Origin of the sequence: Aquabacterium sp. OR-4, assembly GCF_025290835.2 — a bacterium.
Lineage (GTDB): Bacteria > Pseudomonadota > Gammaproteobacteria > Burkholderiales > Burkholderiaceae_C > Pseudaquabacterium.
Genome location: NZ_JAOCQD020000001.1, coordinates 2,541,212 through 2,560,096 on the forward strand (window position 1 = coordinate 2,541,212; position 18,885 = coordinate 2,560,096).

Annotated in this window: 14 protein-coding genes; 10 read left to right on the plus strand and 4 right to left on the minus strand. The window is 74.1% G+C overall.

Annotated elements, in window-relative coordinates; genetic code table 11:
- The first annotated feature begins 9 nt into the window (after positions 1-9).
- The 3 genes from N4G63_RS10935 (at position 10) to grrM (ending at position 5,250) form a co-directional block, all read left to right on the plus strand.
- On the plus strand, positions 10-3,531 hold the full coding sequence (locus N4G63_RS10935; protein ID WP_260788450.1) for an nSTAND1 domain-containing NTPase: 3,522 nt from the start codon (positions 10-12) through the stop codon (positions 3,529-3,531).
- 221 nt (positions 3,532-3,752) lie between these two features.
- The gene (locus N4G63_RS10940; RefSeq protein ID WP_260788727.1) at positions 3,753-3,974 is read left to right on the plus strand and encodes a hypothetical protein; all 222 of its coding nucleotides are present in this window, start codon (positions 3,753-3,755) and stop codon (positions 3,972-3,974) included.
- A gap of 25 nt (positions 3,975-3,999) precedes the next feature.
- The gene (gene grrM / locus N4G63_RS10945; RefSeq protein ID WP_314599666.1) at positions 4,000-5,250 is read left to right on the plus strand and encodes a cyclophane-forming radical SAM/SPASM peptide maturase GrrM/OscB; all 1,251 of its coding nucleotides are present in this window, start codon (positions 4,000-4,002) and stop codon (positions 5,248-5,250) included.
- Between the two features lie 80 nt (positions 5,251-5,330).
- Here the strand turns inward: grrM and N4G63_RS10950 are convergent, their stop codons facing one another.
- Positions 5,331-5,927 carry a 2-hydroxychromene-2-carboxylate isomerase gene (locus N4G63_RS10950; RefSeq protein ID WP_314599667.1) on the minus strand — a complete coding sequence of 199 codons (597 nt, stop codon included), beginning with the start codon at positions 5,925-5,927 and terminating at the stop codon, positions 5,331-5,333.
- Between the two features lie 152 nt (positions 5,928-6,079).
- Between N4G63_RS10950 and N4G63_RS10955 the strand changes: the two genes are divergently transcribed.
- Complete coding sequence (locus tag N4G63_RS10955; protein ID WP_260788451.1) at positions 6,080-6,694, plus strand: TetR/AcrR family transcriptional regulator; 615 nt, start codon at positions 6,080-6,082, stop codon at positions 6,692-6,694.
- A gap of 21 nt (positions 6,695-6,715) precedes the next feature.
- The gene (locus tag N4G63_RS10960; protein WP_260788452.1) at positions 6,716-7,537 is read left to right on the plus strand and encodes an SDR family oxidoreductase; all 822 of its coding nucleotides are present in this window, start codon (positions 6,716-6,718) and stop codon (positions 7,535-7,537) included.
- Positions 7,538-7,576: 39 nt separating this feature from the next.
- Here the strand turns inward: N4G63_RS10960 and N4G63_RS10965 are convergent, their stop codons facing one another.
- Positions 7,577-8,890, minus strand: a complete 1,314-nt coding sequence (locus N4G63_RS10965; RefSeq protein ID WP_443112026.1) for an MFS transporter — start codon at positions 8,888-8,890, stop codon at positions 7,577-7,579.
- 227 nt (positions 8,891-9,117) lie between these two features.
- Between N4G63_RS10965 and N4G63_RS10970 the strand changes: the two genes are divergently transcribed.
- The 3 genes from N4G63_RS10970 to N4G63_RS10980 all read left to right on the plus strand — a co-directional run bounded on the left by N4G63_RS10970 (position 9,118) and on the right by N4G63_RS10980 (position 12,149).
- The gene (locus tag N4G63_RS10970; RefSeq protein WP_260788453.1) at positions 9,118-10,005 is read left to right on the plus strand and encodes a hypothetical protein; all 888 of its coding nucleotides are present in this window, start codon (positions 9,118-9,120) and stop codon (positions 10,003-10,005) included.
- Positions 10,002-11,252 (plus strand): hypothetical protein, encoded by a 1,251-nt coding sequence (locus N4G63_RS10975; protein WP_314599668.1) that lies wholly within the window; start codon positions 10,002-10,004, stop codon positions 11,250-11,252. Before N4G63_RS10970 ends, N4G63_RS10975 begins: the two co-directional genes overlap by 4 nt.
- 99 nt (positions 11,253-11,351) lie before the next feature.
- On the plus strand, positions 11,352-12,149 hold the full coding sequence (locus N4G63_RS10980; RefSeq protein ID WP_260788455.1) for an enoyl-CoA hydratase/isomerase family protein: 798 nt from the start codon (positions 11,352-11,354) through the stop codon (positions 12,147-12,149).
- Between the two features lie 27 nt (positions 12,150-12,176).
- Here N4G63_RS10980 and N4G63_RS10985 read toward each other — a convergent pair whose 3' ends face one another.
- Positions 12,177-15,962, minus strand: a complete 3,786-nt coding sequence (locus tag N4G63_RS10985) for an ATP-binding protein (protein ID WP_314599669.1) — start codon at positions 15,960-15,962, stop codon at positions 12,177-12,179.
- 402 nt (positions 15,963-16,364) lie between these two features.
- Between N4G63_RS10985 and N4G63_RS10990 the strand changes: the two genes are divergently transcribed.
- Complete coding sequence (locus N4G63_RS10990; protein WP_314599670.1) at positions 16,365-17,636, plus strand: serine hydrolase domain-containing protein; 1,272 nt, start codon at positions 16,365-16,367, stop codon at positions 17,634-17,636.
- Between the two features lie 23 nt (positions 17,637-17,659).
- Here the strand turns inward: N4G63_RS10990 and N4G63_RS10995 are convergent, their stop codons facing one another.
- Positions 17,660-18,229 carry a hypothetical protein gene (locus tag N4G63_RS10995; RefSeq protein WP_260788458.1) on the minus strand — a complete coding sequence of 190 codons (570 nt, stop codon included), beginning with the start codon at positions 18,227-18,229 and terminating at the stop codon, positions 17,660-17,662.
- A 138-nt stretch (positions 18,230-18,367) separates the two neighbouring features.
- Here N4G63_RS10995 and N4G63_RS11000 point away from each other — a divergent pair, with 138 nt between their 5' ends.
- Positions 18,368-18,871 (plus strand): cupin domain-containing protein, encoded by a 504-nt coding sequence (locus tag N4G63_RS11000; RefSeq protein WP_260788459.1) that lies wholly within the window; start codon positions 18,368-18,370, stop codon positions 18,869-18,871.
- Positions 18,872-18,885 lie beyond the last annotated feature (14 nt).

The following is an 18,885-nucleotide window of genomic DNA, read 5'->3' on the forward strand; positions in this document are numbered from 1 at the left end:
GCCCAGGCCATGTCCGCGCTGCAACAACACGAACTGCTCAAGCGCCTGCCGCGCACGCCCTACCCCGGCCTGCGGCCCTTCCTCGACCACGAGGACATGCTGATGCACGGCCGCCGCACCCAGGTGACCGAGATCGTGCGCCGGCTGGGCCACGGCGCGCTGGCCGGCGACGACCAGCGCCTGCCGCGCGTGCTGGCCGATGCCGACCACGACGACGCCGGCCGCACGCTGTCACTAAGCGCCCACAGCGCCATGCTGGCCGCTGCCGGCGTGGCGCAGCCGCTCACCCGCTTCGTGGCGGTGATCGGCGGTTCGGGCTCGGGCAAGAGCTCGCTGATCCGTGCCGGCGTGGTGCCGCACCTGCGCCAGTTCGGCATCGCCGAGGTCGGCGATCTGTGGGAGCCGGTGGTCTTCACGCCCGGCACCAACTTCTCGGGCGGCGACGAGCGCAGCGCGCCCGCTGCCGACGAGACGCCGATCACCCGCCTGGCCTGGCGTCTGGATGCCACGTTGCGCGGCGGCCCCAACGCGGCGCGCCGCGAGGCCATTGCCGAGCTGCTGCGCCGCCCCGGTGGCCTGGGCCGGGTGGTTGACACCTACGGCCCCGAGCTCAACCTGCCCGAGGGCGTGGATGCCGCCAAGGCCTGCGTGCTGGTGGTGATCGACCAGTTCGAGGAGCTGTTCCACCACAGCAACCGCGAGGTGGTCGATGCGCGGCAGCTGATCGAGCGCGTGATCGACCACTTTCACCAGGCCCGCGCCGGCAATGGCTCGCCGCGCTGCTTTCTGGCCATCACCATGCGCAGCGAGCACCTGAACGACTGCGCTGGTTTCCTGGGCCTGCCCGAGGCCATCAACGCCGGCGCGTTTCTGGTCAGCCGGCTCGACGACGCCGCGGTGCGCGAGGTGATCGAAAAACCCGCGCAGCGCTTTTTGCGCCTGCGCCAGCGCGAGCGCCGCGACGCCAGCGCCGCCGAGCTGCCACGCACGGTGCGCTTCGATCCGTCGGTGGTCGAGCGCCTGGTCGAGGACACCCGCAAGATCGCCCACGACCCCGACCACCTGCCGCTGCTGCAGCACCTGCTGGCGCGGCTGTGGCAGCGCGCGCTGCGGCGCGAGCAGCGCGCGGTGGGCGACGTGCCGGGCGAGCTCAACTTCCACGATCTGTGCAGCGCCGCGTTGGCCGAAGAAACCCCCGCCACGCTGCCGGCGCACACCGACAACCTGCTGCGCCTGGCGCTCGAGCGCTGGGCCGAGCATGAGTTCCACCAGCACACGGCCGCGCAGCAGATGCTGCTGGCCGATGTGCTGCGCCGCCTGGTCTACAAAGACCCGGCCAGCGGCACCTACAACCAGCAGCGCCTGTACGTGGCCAGCCATCCGGCCGGCGCCGACGCGCTCTCGGCGCTGCTGCATGGCCGCTGGATCCACTCGGTCAACTACCTGTACTGGGACGACGACAACCCCGACCGCATCACGCTGAAGGTCTCGCACGAGTCCTTCATCCGCGGCTGGCAGCGCCTGCGCGCGCTGGCCGATGCCGGCGCGCTGCAGTTCACCCGCGTGCTCGAGCTGATGACCGCCTGCCGCGACTGGCAGGCCCGCGGCCAGGCCGCGGCCGACCTGATGGAAGACCGCCTGCTGCGCCGCATGAAGGACGCCGGCCTGGCCGCGGTGTTCAGCGCCACGGCGCCCGCCACCACCGGCCCCGCCGCGGCGGCAGCCGCACAGGTGGCCACCGCGGCAGCAGCCGCCACGCCCGGCACGCCCGGGGCCGCACCATCGGGCTGGGTGCTGCCGCCGCGCGATCCGGCCGAGGCCTGGCGCGAGTGGCAAGCCTGGCTGCCGCGCACACCGCGCGGGCCCGAGCTGGACGGCCTGGGCTTCGACGAGGTGGCCCGCTTCTTCCAGCGCTCCGAGAGCAGCCTGCTGGCCGCCTCGGGCAAAGAGCGCAACAGCCTGCGCAGGCAGGCCGCGCTGGCCACCGCCGGCCTGGGTGCGCTGGCCCTGATGGGCCTGGCGCTGGCCTTCATCTACGGCGTGCAGGGCCCGGTGATCGAACGCGCGGCGCTGTACTTCGAATCGGCCGACGCGGCCAACCTGGCCACGCTGCGCAATGCCTGGCCCGAGATCGGCGGCGGCGCCCACGAGCTGCAGGAGCTGCTGCAGGCCGCGCAGCAGTTCGAGACCGCACGCCAGGGCCTGGGCGTGTCGTTTGCCGGCATGTCCGACGGCGTGCTGGCCGACCGCTACTCGCCCGGCAAGGCCTCGGCCCTGAGCCGCGTGCTGCCATTGGCCATGCGGGCCATCGAGCCCAACGTCAACGGCAAGCTGCGCGCCGTGCTCACCCGTGCGCTGTGGCACACCGACCCGGTGATGCCGGTGGGCGACACCGCGCGCATCGTCGACCTGCAGGGCGAAGACCCGCGCTACCGCGATGTCTGCGACGGCCTGCCCGGCGTGCTGCTGCCGGTGGAGGGCGCGCGCCAGAACACCTACCCGCGCCGCGGCGTGTTCGTCACCCGCGACGATCTCGGCCGGGCGCGCGTCGACACGCGCCAGGCGCCGATGGTCGACACCCGCAACGGCCTGATGTTCAGCGCCACGCTGCATGCCAACGGGCAGTGCGTGCTGGGCCAGCAGATCGCCGCGCTGCCACGCGAACGCGAGCCGGCGCTGGTGTTCGACGCGCTGATGGGCCATGTGCTGATGGCCACCAACGGCGACCCCCCGGGCAACGACGGCCGGCCGGCCACGCCGGCCACCGTCACCCTGCTGCGGCTGCAGTGGGACAACCCCGATCTGGGCCACAGCGCCGAGCTGTCGCAGCCGCTGGCCGTGGTCTACAACGACCGCGTGGCTGAAACCCTGCGCCGCCAGGCACCCGAGACCATTGGCATGGCCGCCGCCACCTGGCGCATGCCCGGTGGCCGCGCCATGCGCATTGGCGGCGAGGCCTGGCGCGTGGTGACCGACGGCGCCCAGCGTCTGGTGCCGGCCCCGGCCGCCGACGCCCTCGACAGCCTGGCCGCGCCCCAGCCCGGCGACGGCTGCGCCACGCTGCGCGACGATCTGGCCCGCGAGCTGGTGGACGCCGGCGAAAGCAGCTTCCGCATCAGCGTGCACCGCAGCGACGCGCACTGCCTGGTGCTGCTGCGCGGCCTGCCGGTGGGGCAAGGCGCCAACCTGCGCGACACGGTGCAGGTGCGCGCCTACGCCCTGCAAGCGGTGCAATCGCATGCCGGCCAGGCCACCACGCCGCCGGTGCCGCTGGCCAGCCTGAACTTCGGCCGGCTGCCGCGCAGCGCCACCGATTTCCGCGTCGGCCGGCCCGGCACCCCGTGGGACGGCTGGCTGGTGGTGGTGCGCAGCCCCGATGCCCACAACCCGCTGCCACGCCTGCTGGGCGTGCCCTGGAGCACCGGCGCGCTGCTGCGCCTGGGCACCGAGGTGCTGCAAGACCACCGGCGCCATGCCCCGGCCAGCGCGGCACCCGGCGCGGCGGCCACCACGCCACCCAAGAGCCCTTGATCCGGCCACCCCGCCGCCCTGCACCACGCCCTGCATCACGCCCGCACCAAGCCCCCCCGCCATGACCCCGCCGCCATCGCCCACCCCCGCGCCCACGCCGTGCCCGGCCACGCTGGCTGGCCGCGCTGCTGGCGCTGCTGGGCGCCACCGGGGCCAGCAGCGCGGCAGGCGCCAACGCCACCGCGGCCGAGGCCGCGGCAACGCCGCCCGAGGCGCCGGTGGTGAGCCGGCTCGACGCGATCCGCAGCCGCCTGCTGGCCGCCGACCAGGCCGGCAGCGCGACACCTGGCACGCCCGGCGCGATTGGCGCGAGCAACACGACCGCCTCGGCTGAGGCTGCCGGCCAGGCCGGCGAGCTGGGCCAGTGGTTCAACTGGCCCAACTGGGCCAACTGGTCGAAGTGGGCCAACTGGAACAACTGGAACAACTGGGGCAAGTTGTGAGCGCCCGCCGGCGCAGCGGGCCGCCATGCGCCTGAGCCGGGTGCCGCTGCCCATCCGGCGCGCCCTGCCTGCCGGGCCCGCAGCGCTGGCCATGCCCGCAGCACGCAGCGCAGCCACACCGTGGGTCCAGGCGCCGCCGGTCGCGCTGCGGGCCGGCGGCCTGCAGCTGCTGGTGCTGCAGCCCAGCCCGTTCTGCAACCTCGACTGCGGCTACTGCTACCTGCCCGACCGCCAGCAGCGTGCGCGCATGGCCCTGCCGGTGCTCGACCGCGTGATGGCCCAGGTGATGGCCAGTGGCCTGGTGGGCGACCGGCTCAGCGTGGTGTGGCACGCCGGCGAGCCAATGGCCGTGCCGCGGCGCTGGTACGAGGCGGCCTTTGCCGTGATCGCCCGCCATGCCGGCGGCCGCCCGGTGACCCACCACTTCCAGACCAATGGCGTGCTGATCGACGCGGCCTGGTGTGCGTTTTTTCAGCGCCACGGCGTGCGCGTGGGCGTCAGCATCGACGGCCCCGCCGTGCTGCACGACGCCCAGCGCCGCACCCGCAGCGGCCGCGGCACGCATGCCCGGGTGCTGCAGGGCATCGCAGCGCTGCGCGAGGCCGGCATCGGCTTTCACACCATTGCCGTGCTCACCCGCCCGGCCCTCGATCAGCCCGATGCAGTGTTCGATTTTTTTGCCGCACTCGGCACGCGCGAGGCCGGCTTCAACACCGAGGAGCTGGAGGCCGCACACGGCCACACCACGCTGCAGGCCGCGGGCGCCGAGGCCGCGGCGCGCGCCTTCTGGCAACGCCTGATCGAGCGCCTGGCCGCCGCGCCGGGCGCGCTGCGTGTGCGCGAGGTGGCCCAGGTGCTGGCCGGCCTGCGCGACCCGGCCTTCGGCCAGCGCCACGGCAATGTGCAGAACCAGGCCGGGCAGCTGCTCAGCGTGGCCCACGACGGCGGCTACTGCTTCTGGTCGCCCGAGCTGCTGGGCACGCGGCATGCGCGCCTTGGGCCGGCGCTGCTGGGCAACCTGGCCAGCGACGCGATCGACTGGCCTGGCCTGGGCCAGCAGGCCGCGCTGCGGCGCTGGCAGGCCGAGATCGACACCGGCGTGGCCGCCTGCCGCAGCGGCTGCGCGCACTGGCGGCTGTGCCTGGGCGGCGCGCCGGCCAACAAGCTGGCCGAGCTGGGCACGCTGGCCGGCAGCGAAACCCTGGCCTGCCGGCTGGGCACGCAGGTGGTGATCGACGCGGTGCTGGCCGCACTGGAGCGCGACCTGCACCTGTGAGGGCTTGCGGCGGCCGCTCGGGCCAACCCAGGCCCCGCAAGCTGTGAACGGGCCCGCGCAGCACGGCCGTTCACCGCGTGTCAGCCGGCCAGCGCCTCGCGCACCCAATCGAGCCGGTCCTGGCCGAAAAACAGCTCGCCGCCGACAAAGATGCTCGGCGCGCCGAACACGCCGCGCGCCACGGCCTCATCGGTGCTGGCGCGCAGCGCGGCCTTGGTGGCATCGGCGTTGGCCAGCGCCAGCAGCGCCGCGGCATCGAGGCCCGCCGCCGCCAGCACGCGCGCCACCTCGGCCGGGTCGTTCATGTTCAGGCCGTGCACCCAGATGGCCTCGAACACGCAGCGCAGGTAGGCGTCCAGCCGCTCGGGCTGCTCGCGCTGCAGGCCCGCCGCACCGCGCATCAGCACCAGGGTGTTGATCGGGAAGTGCGGGTTGATCAGCAGCGGCACGCCGTAGCGGCGGGCGTAGCGCTGGAAGTCCCGCATGATGTAGCGGCCCTTGGCCGGCACCGTGATCGGCGAGGCGTTGCCGCTGGCCTGGAACACCGCGCCCAGCAGCATGGGCCGCAGCAGCAGCTCGGCGCCAGCCGCGGCGCAGATCGCGGGCAGCTGGGTCCAGGCCAGGTAGCTGGCCGGGCTGCCCACGTCGAAGAAGAACTCTGCCTGCCGGGTGTTCATGGGGATCTCCTGAGGCGCCAGGTCGCCAGGTCGCTGGATTGACAGGCCGTTGGGTCGCCCTGCGTCTTTGCGGGTTATGACTGAACGACCGTTTGTCAAAGCCAGCGTATGCTGGCCACCGCCTCAACGTCAACCCGAGAATCCCCCAGCCCATGCGCTATGCCGCCACGCACAAGCAGGCCACCCGCGAGCGCCTGCTCGACAGCAGCCGCGCCATCGCCAAGCGCCGCGGCTTCGACGGCAGCGGGGTCGATGCGCTGATGCAGGCCGTGGGCCTGAGCGGTGGCGCGTTCTACAGCCACTTCGGCTCGAAGGCCGAGCTGTTTGCGACCCTGGTGGAACGCGAGCTCGAACACAGCGCGGCCCTGCTGGGCCAGGCCGCCGGGCCGCCGCCGGCCGGCCGCACTGCCGCCGCCGCCCGCAGCCAGCTGGCGCGCAGCCTCAAGCGCTACCTCAGCCACGCCCATGCGCAGCAGCCCGAGGCCGGCTGCGCGCTGCCGGCGCTGGGCGCCGAGATCGCCCGCGCCGGGCCGGCGGTGCGCACGGGCGTGGAGCAGTCGCTGCGGCAACTGCAGCAGCAATGGGCCGGCGCGCTGGCGGGCGATGGCGACACTGCCTGGGCGCTGCTGTCGCAGTGCGTGGGCGCCCTGATGCTGGCGCGGGTGGTGCAAAGCGACCGCACGCGCCACGAGATCCTGGCCGCCAACCGGCGCGTGGCCCTGGCCGCGGCCGCAGGCCCCGGCGACGCCGCGTCCAGCCCCGCTTGAACCGTTTGCCGGAGACAGGCCATGAACCCCGACACCGACACCGACACCGACACCGCCACCGACCCCGACCGCAGCACCCAGGCCCGCCCGGCCAGCGGCGCCCACCCCGCCCCCGACCCCCGCCCCGGCGTGGCCCTGGTGGTGGGCGCCGGCGATGCCACCGGCGGCGCCATTGCGCGGCGCTTTGCCGCGGGTGGCTACACCGCCTGCGTCACCCGGCGCACCGCCGACAAGCTGGTGCCGCTGGTGCAGGCCATCGAGGCCGCTGGCGGCCGCGCACACGGCTTCAGCTCCGACGCCCGCCAGGAGGACGAGGTGGTGGCCCTGGTCGAGCGCATCGAGCGCGAGATCGGACCGATCGAGGTGCTGGTGTTCAACATCGGCGCCAACGTGCCCTGCAGCATCCTCGACGAGACGGCGCGCAAGTACTTCAAGATCTGGGAGATGGCCTGCTTTGGCGGCTTTCTCAATGGCCGCGAGGTGGCCAGGCGCATGGTGGCGCGCGGCCGCGGCAGCATCCTGTTCACCGGCGCCACCGCCTCGCTGCGCGGGGCCGCCAGGTTTGCCGCCTTTGCCGGCGCCAAGCATGCGCTGCGCGCGCTGGCGCAGAGCATGGCGCGCGAGCTGGGGCCGCTGGGCATCCATGTGGCGCATGTGGTGGTCGATGGCGCGATCGACACCGAGTTCATCCGCAGCAACTTTCCCGAGCGGTATGCGCTCAAGGCGCAGGACGGCATCCTGAACCCCGAGCACATCGCCGAGAGCTACTGGCAGCTGCACCGCCAGCCGCGCGATGCCTGGAGCTTCGAGCTCGACCTGCGGCCCTACTCGGAAAGCTGGTGACAGGCGGCGCACGGCACCCTCCCGCCCGCAGCGCGTGAATCACGCCTTGCTGGCCGCCGGCAGCACCAGCGGCGGCGCCGCGCGTCCGCGCCCGCCGGTGCGCCAGCACAGGAACAGCGCCACGCTGAAGTTCAGCGCGTTCCAGGCGATGCCGTTGAGAAAGGCCGCGTGGTAGCTGCCGGTGAGGTCGAACACCTTGCCGCTCATCCAGCCGCCCAGCGCCATGCCGAACAGCGTGAACATGATGATCCAGCCGGTGGTGGTGGCGGCGCGCGCCGCCGCAAAGTGCTCGCGCACGATGATCGCGTAGCTGGGCACGATGCCGCCCTGGAACAGCCCGAACAGCGCCGACACCAGGTACAGCGACAGCAGGCCGTCGAAGGGGATGAACAGCAGCAGCGCCAGCCCCTGCAGCAGCGAGCCCAGCAGCAGGGTGCGCACGCCGCCGATGCGGTCGCAGATGGCGCCCGAGACCAGGCGGCTGACGATGCCGCAGCCCAGCATCAGGCTCAGCATCTCGGCGCCGCGCGCCACGCCGTAGCCCAGATCGCCGCAGTAGGCCACGATGTGCACCTGGGGCATGGCCATGGCCACGCAGCAGGCGGTGCCGGCCACGCACAGCAGGGCCAGCGCCAGCCTGGGCGCCAGGCCGAAGGGCCGCTGACCGTGCGGCACCTGGCCGGCCGGCGCGGCTGCGCCAGCGTGGCCGGCGGCCCCGGCCGCCACGGCCTGCACCGGCGCCGCCGGTGAGCGCCCGCGCAGCCCGCGCGACAGCGCCAGCATGCTCAGCAGCGAGAACAGGCCCAGTGCCATGTAGGTGTGGCGCCAGCCCAGCCACTGCACCGCCGGCTGCACGATGGGCGGCCACAGCGCGCCGGCCACGTAGTTGCCGCTGGCGCACACCGCCACCGCGATGCCGCGCCGGCGCACGAACCACAGCGTGGTGTCGGCCACCAGCGGCACAAAGCTGGTGGCCGCGCCCAGCAGGCCCACCAGCACGCCCTGCACCAGCGCAAACAGCCACAGGCTGGCCGCCAGCCCGCTGAGCGCAAAGCCCGCGCCCAGGCACACCGCACCCATGCGCACCACCGGCACCAGGCCGAAGCGGTCGGTCAGGCGTCCGGCCAGCAGGCAGCCCAGGCCAAAGCCGATCATCTGCAGCGTGTAGGGCAGCGAGGCCTCGGCCCGCGTGGCGCCAAACTCGGCCTGCACCGCCGGCAGCGCCACCGACACCACGTACATGCCGGCCGAGCCGATGGTCATCAGCGCCAGCGTGATCATCAGCCGGCGCCAGGCGGCCGCTGAATCGGGCTGGGGGCCCGGCTCGGGCGGAGGGTTGAGGGCCGTGCGCATGCCGCCGATTGTGGGTTGCCACCACGGCCCGCCACCCCCGGGATAGCGCGCTGTTGCCGCGGCCCGCCACCCCCGGGATAGCGCGCTGTTGCCGCGGGCGGACTTGCAGCCGGCTCGGGCTGTCACGCAATCATGGCAAATCCTCAGGCAGCATCGCCGGCGCTTCACGAACACTCCGTGTCCGGCTGCGCCGCCCGGCGCCGGCCGCACCCTGCGGGAGGAGCCCCATGTCCACGATTCGTCGCACCTTGATGCTGGGCGCCATGGCGCTGGCCGGCGCCCTGGCACTGGCCGCCCAGGCCACCAACTACAGCCTGTGGATCAATGGCCGCACCGGTGGCGGCCAGGTGCACAACCATGCCGATTTCAGCTACTGGGGCCCGGCCACCACCGCCGCCGGCGTGAACAAGAAGGCCATCAACTGGGACGGCTACAACAACATCGCCAACACCAACGGCATCGTGCGCGATGCGCTCGACTGCTACTGCACCGGCAGCAACTGGTGCTACGTGGCCGCGCACTCGGCCGGCAACCTGCAGATCGGCTACGCGCTGTCGCTGTACGGCACCAGCGCGCGCTACAAGAAGACGCCCAGCCCCAATGCCGGCGGCCAGTGCAGCAACAGCGACGGCGGCACGCAGACCGGCTGGAACATCAAGTGGGTGAACGTGGCCGGCGGCGCCGCCGGTGGCAGCGAGCTGGCCAATGCCGGCGACTGGGCGCTCAGCGAGCCGCTGGTGGCCGACCTCAAGACCAGCACCGCCCGCGCGATGTACAACCACAACGCCACCGGTGGCCGCATGTTCTACATGTACGCCGGTGCCAGCGGCACGCTGTACTCGTTTGTGCTGCCCGGGCAGGACGACGAGGCCATTGCCTACCACTCGTCGGGCGGCATCTCGGGCAGCGGTGGCGCCAGCTACTGCAACCCCTCCGACTGGCTGTGCAATGACCTGACGCTGGGCACCGCCGCGGCCCAGGGCGGCCGCGCCAAGTGGAGCAACCACTCGGTGGTGTTCCGCGACGATGCCGAGGCCGCCAACCACTACACCCAGGGCAACTGGGCCGGCGTGGTGGGCCGTGCCCGCGCCGACATGGCCGCCAACGCGCAATGAGCCTGGCGCGCGGCCGCGCGCCCGGGCGGCTGCTGCTGGCCGTGGCGGTGGTGGCCGTGCTGCTGCTGGGCGGCGGCCTGCTGTGGCGGCTGCAATCGGCCGCTGCGCACCAGGCCGTGCGCGTGATCGCCGGCCCGGCGGCCACGCCGGCTCCACCCGCCGGCCTGGCCGCCACACCGCCCGCGCCGGCCCGCGCCGCGGCGTCGGCCGCACCCTTCAGCGCCCAGGGCGAGGCGCTGCGCCGCGAGCAGCTGGCGCTGGCCCGGCAGCAGCTCGAGCGCGCACGCGAAGCCCTGGCCGCCTACCAGAAGGCCGCGCGCTACCCGCACGACAGCCGCCCGATCGACGAGCACCCCGACCAGCAGCAGCCCTTTGCACCGGTGGCCGAAAGCCACCCGCTGCGCATGCCCGGTGGCGGCAGCGTGGCCCAGGGCGTGCGGCTGCAGACCACGCAGGAGCGCGTGTTTGCCGCCGGCAGCGAAAGCAGCCGCATCACCCTGGCCCTGGTGGACGGCGAGGGCCGCAAGCTGCCCTTGCGCGTGGGCCGCGCGGTGATGCGCGAAGTCACGCCGCCCGGGCGCACCGCCAGCACCGCCGAGTTCGCGATGCCGGTCAACGATGGCGGCGTGGCCGGCGACCTGCTGGCCGGCGACGGCGTGTTCACCGCGGTGATGCGGCCCGCGGCGCAGGGCTTCGGCGCCTACGCCGGCCTGATCCGCCTGGAGCTGCTGCTCGAACACGCCGGCCAGCCGGGCTTCATCTACTTCGACCTGATCTACAGCCCGCAGACGGCCGCCGAATGGCGCCCGGGCGCCCACGAAACCCTGGTAGACGGCGCGCTGCACTTTGTGCTGCCGGTGGAGATCCGCCTGGCCGGCCGCTACGTGGTGAGCGGCCGGGTGGACGATGCCCAGGGCCAGCCCTTTGCGCTGATCAGCTTCAACGGCGAGCTGCCGGCGGGCGCCACGCGCTTCAGGTTGCCGGTCAACGGCCGCCTGGTGCATGACCGCCGGCCGGCGCTGCCGCTGCGGCTGCGCGATGTCGAGGCCTTCTTGCTGCTGCCCGACACCACACCCGACCGCGTGATGCTGCCGCGCCTGCCGGGCCTGGTGCTGCAGTCGGCCGTGGCCAGCCTGGCCGCGTTTGCCAGCACCGAGTGGACCAGCGAGGAGCGCTCGCGCTATCTGGCCGAGCTGACCAAGGACGTGGGCGCTGCCGAGCAGCGGGTGCAGCAGCTGGGGCCCTGAGCCTGAGCCTGAGCCTGAGCCTGAGCCTGAGCCGGGGCCTGAGCCGAGGCCGGGCCCGGCCACCAGCGCCGCGTCACGCCGGCTGGCTACCATCGGCGCATGAACACCGATGCCCTGCCCCCCGGCCCGCCGCGCCTGCAGATCAGCGCGGGCCACGCCACCATCACGCTGAGCCGCCCGGCCCACCACAACCGCCTGCAGGTGGAAGACCTGCTGGCCCTGCAACAGCATGTGCAGACCCTGCAGGCCCTGCCCGAGCTGCGCGTGGTGGTGCTGGCCGCCGGTGGCAAGAGCTTTTGCTCGGGCTTCGACCTGGGCGCGCTGGCCGCCGCCGACAGCGGCACGCCGGGTGCGGTGGGCGCCGGGCCGCGCCTGTTCGAGGAGACGGTGGATGCGCTCGAGGCGCTGCCGGTGCCCACGGTGTGCCGGCTGCAGGGCGGCGTGTACGGCGGCGCCACCGATCTGGCGCTGGCCTGCGACTTCCGCGTCGGCGTGCAGGGCATGGTGCTGCGCATGCCGGCCGCACGCATCGGCCTGCACTACTACGCCAGCGGCCTGCGCCGATACGTCACACGGCTGGGCCTGCAGCAGGCCAAGCGCTTGTTCCTGCTGGCCGAGGAGGTGGCGGCCGAGCAGCTGCTGGCCATGGGCTACCTCGACCGCCTGGTGCCGGCCGACCGGCTGGACGCCGAGGTGGCGCAGCTGGTGGCGGCCCTCGGCGCCGGCGCGCCGCTGGCCCTGCGCGGCATGAAAAGCTCGCTCAACGAGGTGGCCCGCGCCGAGTACCACCTGTCGGTGCTGCGCGAGCGCGAGGCGCTGTGCGCCGCCAGCGACGACCTGCAGGAAGGCCAGCGTGCACTGGCCGAGAAGCGGCTGGCGCAGTTTCACGGCCGCTGAGAGCGGCCGCCGCGGCCAGCCGGCCGGTCACGGCGATGATGGCGGTGGCGCTGGCGGTGGCGATGGCGCTGGCGAGTGCGCCGGTGGCGGCACCGGTGGCGGGACGGGTGGTGGTGGCGAAGCCGGCGCTTCGGTCTCGGCCAGCCAGTGGCGCAATTCGGTCAGCAGCTCCGACAGCGCCTGCTGCAACTGGCCGACCGCCAGCGCGCGCTGCGCGGCCGACAGCGCCTGGCCACCGCCGCGGCCCTCGATCACCCCGGCCAGCGCAGCCAGCGGCTCGGCGCCGATGGCCGCGGCCGCGCCGCGCAGGCTGTGCACCGCCTCGCCCAGCGCCGCGGGCGGCGTGTCGGCCAGCGCCCGCGCCAACGGCCCCTGCGCATCGCCATAGGTCTTGACGAACTGCGCCAGCACGCGCCGGTACAGGTCCACCCGCCCGGCCAGCTGCGCCACCACGGCCGCGGCATGCAGGCCGGCGATCTGCGGCAGCGGCAGCGGCAGGGCCACGGCGGGCTCGGCCCAGGCGGCGGCGCGGGATGGTGGCGGTTCAGGCGGCGGTTCAGGCGGCGGTTCAGGCGGCGGTTCGGGTGGCGTTTCGGGCCGCAGCGCGTCGGCCACGCCGGCCGCGCCTGCCGGGCGCGGCGGCAGCCACTGCAGCAGCGCGGCATACAGCCGCGCCGGATCAAGCGGCTTGGCCACATGGGCGTTCATGCCGGCGGCCAGGCAGGCGGCGCGGTCTTCGGCAAAGGCATTGGCGGTCATCGCGATGATCGGCACGCCGGCCAGCGCCGGCAGCGCGCGCAGGCGGCGCGTGACCTCCAGGCCGTCCATGCGCGGCATGTGCATGTCCATCAGCACCAGGTCGAAGGGCTGCGCCTGGGCCATGGCCAGGGCCAGTTCACCGTCGGGTGCCACCGCGGCCTGCAGGCCGGCGGCGCGCAACAGCTCGGTGGCCACCTCCTGGTTGACCGCGTTGTCCTCGGCCACCAGTACGCGGGCCCCGGCATGGCAGCGGCGCAGGCGGGCCTCGCCATCCAACTCGCCGTCCACCTCGCCACCCACTTCGCCACGGGCCGCGCGATCAACCTCGCCCTTGCCCTCGCCCTCACCTTCACCATCACCCTCTGCAGCGCCTGAGCCGGCCGCCAGCCGCGCCGGCCCCCGCGCCTCGACCCGGTCGAACCAGGCGCTGAACCAGAACTCGCTGCCATGCCCGGGCTGGCTCAGCACGCCCACCTCGCCGCCCATCAGCTGCACCAGATGGCGGGTGATCGCCAGGCCCAGGCCGGTGCCGCCGAAACGGCGGGTGGTGGAGGCGTCGGCCTGCACGAAGGGCTCGAACAACTGCTCGAGCTGCGCCTCGGTGATGCCCAGGCCGGTGTCGCGCACCGTGAAGCGCAGGCCGATGCGCTGCGCCTGCTGCGCCTGCACCGTGACCTCGAGCGAGACCTCGCCCTGCTCGGTGAACTTCACCGCATTGCCCAGCAGGTTCAGCAGCGCCTGGGTCAGGCGAGTGGCGTCGCCGCACAGCGCATCGGGCGCCGCGCCGCGGTCCAGCCGCAAATGCAGCTGCTTGGCGCGCGCGCGCTCGCCAACCAGCGATTCGCAATGCGCCAGCACCGCTGCCAGCGAGAACGGCAGCCGCGACAGCTCGACCGCGCCCGCCTCGATCTTGGACAGGTCGAGCACGTCGTTGACCACCCGCATCAAGTGGCCCGCGGCATCGGCCACCTTGCCCAGGCGCTCGCGGGTGCGCTCGTCGCCGGCCTCGCGGCGCAGCAGGTGGGTGAGGCCGGTGATGGCGTTGAGCGGCGTGCGGATCTCGTGGCTCATGTTGGCCAGAAAGGCGCTCTTGGCCCGGCTGGCGGCCTCGGCCGCATCGCGCGAGCGCACCAGCTCGGCATTGGCCTGCTGCAGCTGCAGCTCGGCGCGCTTGAGCTCGCTGACATCCGACACCAGCAGCAGCAGGCCGCGCAGCTGGCCGTCCACGCGGTCGGGGATGTAGCTCACCATGCCGTACATCTCGCGCCCGGCCACGCTGCGCGACAGGCGCAGCGACTGCTGCAGCTCGCCACGCGCCAGCGCCGGCAGCAGCGCCTCGATGTCGGCGCTGCGCTCGCTACCCACCAGGGCCTGCAGCGGCAGGCCGTCCAGCTCGGCCGCGCTGCGCCCCCACCAGTCGCAATAGGCGCGGTTGGCAAAGCGGCAGCGCAGCCCGGCATCCCAGTAGGCCAGCAGGCCGGGCTGGTTGTCGGCCACCGTGTGCAGGAAGCGCTCGCTCTCGGTGAGCGCGGCATTGGCCTGCTGCAAGGCCGCGGTGCGCGCGGTCACCAGCTGCTCGAGCTGGTGGCGGTGGCGCGCCAGCTCGTCCTGCGCCTCGCGCTGGGCGCTGATGTCGCGCACCAGGCCCAGCACCGCGGCCTGCTGGCGGTGCACCATGCCGCAGGCATTGACCTCCACCCACAGCGGCGTGTGCCGGCCGCGCGGCAGCAGGCGCACCGCCAGGCGCTGGGCCGGCAGCTCGTCGGGCGCTCCGTGTGCCATGGCACGGGTCTGCAGGCGCAGGTGCCACAGCGCCAGGTCGTCGGGCGCCACCACGGCCGCAAAGCCCTGGCCCAGCAGGCCGCCGGCGGGCCAGCCCAGCAGGGCCTCCAGCGCCGGGTTGACGAACACGAAGCGATCATCCTGCGCCACGAACATGCCGTCGGTGATGGCCGCCAGCAGCGCGCGCTGGGTGGCCTCGCTGTCGCGCAACTCGGCCTCGGCGCGTTCGCGCTCGGCCTGGCGGATGCCCGCGGCCTGCAGCGCCTGGCGGTCGCGCAGGCGCGAGGCGCTCACCCAGGTGGCCAGCAGCGCCAGCGCGGCCAGGCCCAACACCCAGGCGGCGCGGCCCAGGCTTTCGCGGCGCAGCGCCTCGCGCTCGATCTGCACCACCAGATACCAGTCGGTGCCGGGCACCGGGCGCACCACGCCCAGCACCGGCCGGCCGCTGGCCGCCAGGCCCTCGGCGGCGCGTGCCGGCGGCAGCTCGCCACGCAGCACCGCAGCCACCAGCGGCCCCGAGGCCGCCACCGGCACCGGCTCGGCACCGCCCAGGCGCAGCAGCTGGTCGGCCTCCAGCCGCATCAGCTCGCTGCGCCCGCCCAGGTCGGGCCCGGGCCAGGGCGCCAGCAGCGGCTGCAGCAGCTCGCGCGCCTCCATGCGCAGCACCACCGCCGCCGGTGCCGGCAGGCCGGTGGCCACCAGCGGCGCCACCACATCCAGCCACAGCAGATCGGGGGCCGCCGAGGCGACATGCAGCGCGCCGATGCGCACCTCGCCGCTGCGCATGGCCTGCAGCGCCGTCTCGCGCAAGGTCTCGGGCAGCGGCCGGGCCTGGCCATCGGCCGACTCGTCGAACAGCACCCGGCCCTCGCCATCGAGCACCATCGCCTCGGCGTCGCCCCAGGCGCGCCGCAGCTCGATCAGCCGCTCGATCAGGTCGCGCCGGGCCAGGTCATCGCCGCCGCGCTGCCAGCGCTGGTACAGGCTGGCCCACTCGCTGCTGTTGCGCACGAAGCGCGCCTGCGCGGTGCGCTCGCCCAGCCACACCAGCACCTGGCTGACCTGCCGATCGGCCAGCGCCTCGAGCTGCGTGGCCCGCTCGGCCGACAGGCGCCGGTGTTCAAGCGCCACCACCGCCAGCGCCAGCGCCACGATGGCGGCCGCCAGCCACCAGGGCCACAGCGTCCGCGGCGCCGCGGGCACGGCGGCCGGGGCGGGCCGGGGCGCAGGCGCTGCGGGGTCGATCGGGCTCGGTGCGTCGGGTTGCGACATGCCTTGCTTCGCGAGTGGGCGCCGCCAGCCACGCGGGCCGGCCAGCCGTTCCAACTGCTGCCCGGCCCAGGCGCACGCGCCCGCCGGGCGCGCTGGCCGCATTACAGCACTCGGCGGCCCGCAGCCCCCCTGGCCAGCGCAAGCCGCCGGCACCGCCCGGCGACACTGGCTGGCGATAAGCGCGGCATTGTGGACAGCGCAGCCCGGCCGCGGCGCCGGGTGGCCTCAAGCCGGGGCGCTGGCGGCCGAGATGTCTGGCGTGGCTCGCATCGGCACCCGGCCGCGGCCGGTGCCCAGGCCCCGGCCCGGCGCCTGGTGCCTGTTCAACGCGGCCCGCCATGCCCGGTATCACCGTATTTTTTTGCCCCTCGCCCTCCGCGACCTGCCCCTCACCGCCCTCCGATGAACGCCCCGGTCGCCCTGCTGCAGGCCCTGAAGTTTCCCGATGCCCAGGCCAGCTGCCCGGTGGCGCTGGGCTGGATGCAGGGCTCACCGCCGCCCGCGCCGCGCCGCATCCGCTTTGACGATGGCAGCGCCTACCGCTTTCCGCAGCTGCGCTGGAGCTTCAGCCACCTCGACCATCTGGTGCCGGTGACCGAGGTGGCCCGCAGCCCGGTGCCGGTGTGGCAGCTGCCGCGGCAGCCACGCGACGACATCGACGGTCTGGGCTTCCAGCCGGTGGCCAGCCGCCAGCGCAGCCACTTTGCCCAGGCCATGGCCGAGGCCTACACCGACGGCGTGCTGGTGCTGCACCGCGGCCGCATCGTGCACGAGCGCTACCACGGCGCGCTGCAGGCGGCGCAGCGGCACACGGCGATGTCGGTCACCAAGAGCGTGGTCGGCCTGCTGGCCGCGATGCTGGTGCACGAGGGCGCGCTGGACGAATACGCCCGCGTCAGCCACTACCTGCCCAGCCTGGCCGGCACCGGCTTTGCCGATGCCACCGTGGGCCAGCTGATGGACATGACCAGCGCGCTCGACTACAGCGAGGACTACACCGACCCGCAGGCCGGCATCTGGCGCCATGCCCGGGCCGGCGGCGTGTTGCCGCGCCCGCCCGGCTACGACGGGCCGCAGAGCCTGGCCGAGTTTCTGCACGGCGTGGGCCCGGCCGGCCAGCATGGCCAGGCCTTTGGCTACCGCACGGTCAACACCGACGCGCTGGCCATGGTGATGCAAAGCGTCACCGGCCAGGACCTGGCCACGCACCTGGCCGAGCGGCTGTGGCGCCGCCTGGGCGCCGAGCACGAGGCCTTCTTCACCGTCGACAGCCAGGGCATGCCCTTTGCCGGCGGCGGCCTCAACAGCACGCTGCGCGACCTGGCCCGCCTGGGCGAGATGCTGCGCTGCCACGGCTGGGCCGACGGCCGCCAGCTGGTGCCCGAGGCGGTGATCCTGCGCATCCGCGCCGGCGGTTGCCCGGAGACCTTTGCCCGCGCGCGCCAGCCGCAGATGCGCGGCTGGAGCTACCGCGCGATGTGGTGGGTCACGCACAACGCGCATGGCGCGTGGATGGCGCGCGGCGTGCACGGCCAGGCGCTGTACATCGACCCCCGCGCCGAGATGGTGGTGGCCCGCCTGGCCTCGCACCCGCTGCCCGCCAGCCTGGCCTGCGATCCCAGCGCCATGCGCGCCTGGGCCGCGCTGGGCCAGCACCTGATCGACAACCCCTGAACACCGGCGGCGCCGGCGGCGGCTCAGCCGCCCGCCGCGCGCTGCACGGCCGGCGCCGGCGTGGCGGCCGGCGCGGCGGTGGCATTGGCCGGCGTGGACAGCGCATCGTCGAGCAGATGGCCCACGCGCGCCTTGGCGCGGTTGCGCACCAGCATGCGCTCGAGCGAGTTGCTCTTGTCCAGCAGCTGCCGGCCCTCGGCCTGGCAATCGGCCGACAACTGGCGCAGCACGGCCGCGCCCTGGGCCGCCTGGGTGCGCTCGGCCTCGGCCAGCAGGCGGTCGGCCGCCTCGCCGCGCAGGCCGCGCTTGTAGGCCACGCCCACGAAGGCAAAGCTCAGCTCGGTGAGGCGCTGCACCTCGCCGCGCACGCCGCGCTCGCCGGCACGCCAGCGCCCGGCCAGGCGCACCACCTCCTGCTTCATCACGCCGGCGCAGCTGGCCGCGCGGCGGTAGAAGGCCTGGTCGGCGGCATCGGGCTCGGCAGCCAGGGCCGGCCGCGCAAACGCCAGGGCCATGGCCAGGGCCAGCGCCAGGGCCGGGCCTGCTTGATGGGTGTGGCGTGCTGGCAGATCGTGTGAGCGTGTGGGGGCCATCGTGCTTGAACGTTGCAGCGGCCCGGCGCGCCGACATGGCCGGCGCGGGCCGCCCCCACAATGTGCCATCGATGCGGTGCAGGCAGCGGCATGCACCGTGGCCAACCCATCCCACCCACATCGCCCGGCCCTGCCACCATGCCCCTGCCCACACGCGCCCAGCAACTGATCAGCCGCCTGCAATTGCAGCCACACCCCGAGGGCGGGTTTTTCGCCGAGGTGCACCGCGCCACCGCCACGGTCGACCCGCGTGACGGCCGGCCGCCGCGCGCCGCGCTGACCTCGATCTACTTTGTGCTGGCCGATGGCGGTTTCAGCCGCTGGCACCGGGTGCGCTCCGACGAGGTGTGGTGCCACCTGGAAGGCGCACCGCTGCAGCTGCACCTGCTGGACGCCCGCGACGCCGGCACCGAGCCGCGCGCCTGGAGCACACGCCTGGCCCCGGTGGACGCGCACAGCGCGCCCCAGGCCACCGTGCCGGCCGATGTCTGGCAGGCCGCGCAGAGCGAGGGCGAGTACAGCCTGGTGGCCTGCATGGTGGCCCCCGGCTTCGACTTTGCCGATTTCACGATGATGGCGCCCGACGAGCCGCTGCGCGCCTGGCTGGCGGCCCGCCATCCGGCGCTGGCCGCCTTGTGCTGACCCGGCGCGCGCGC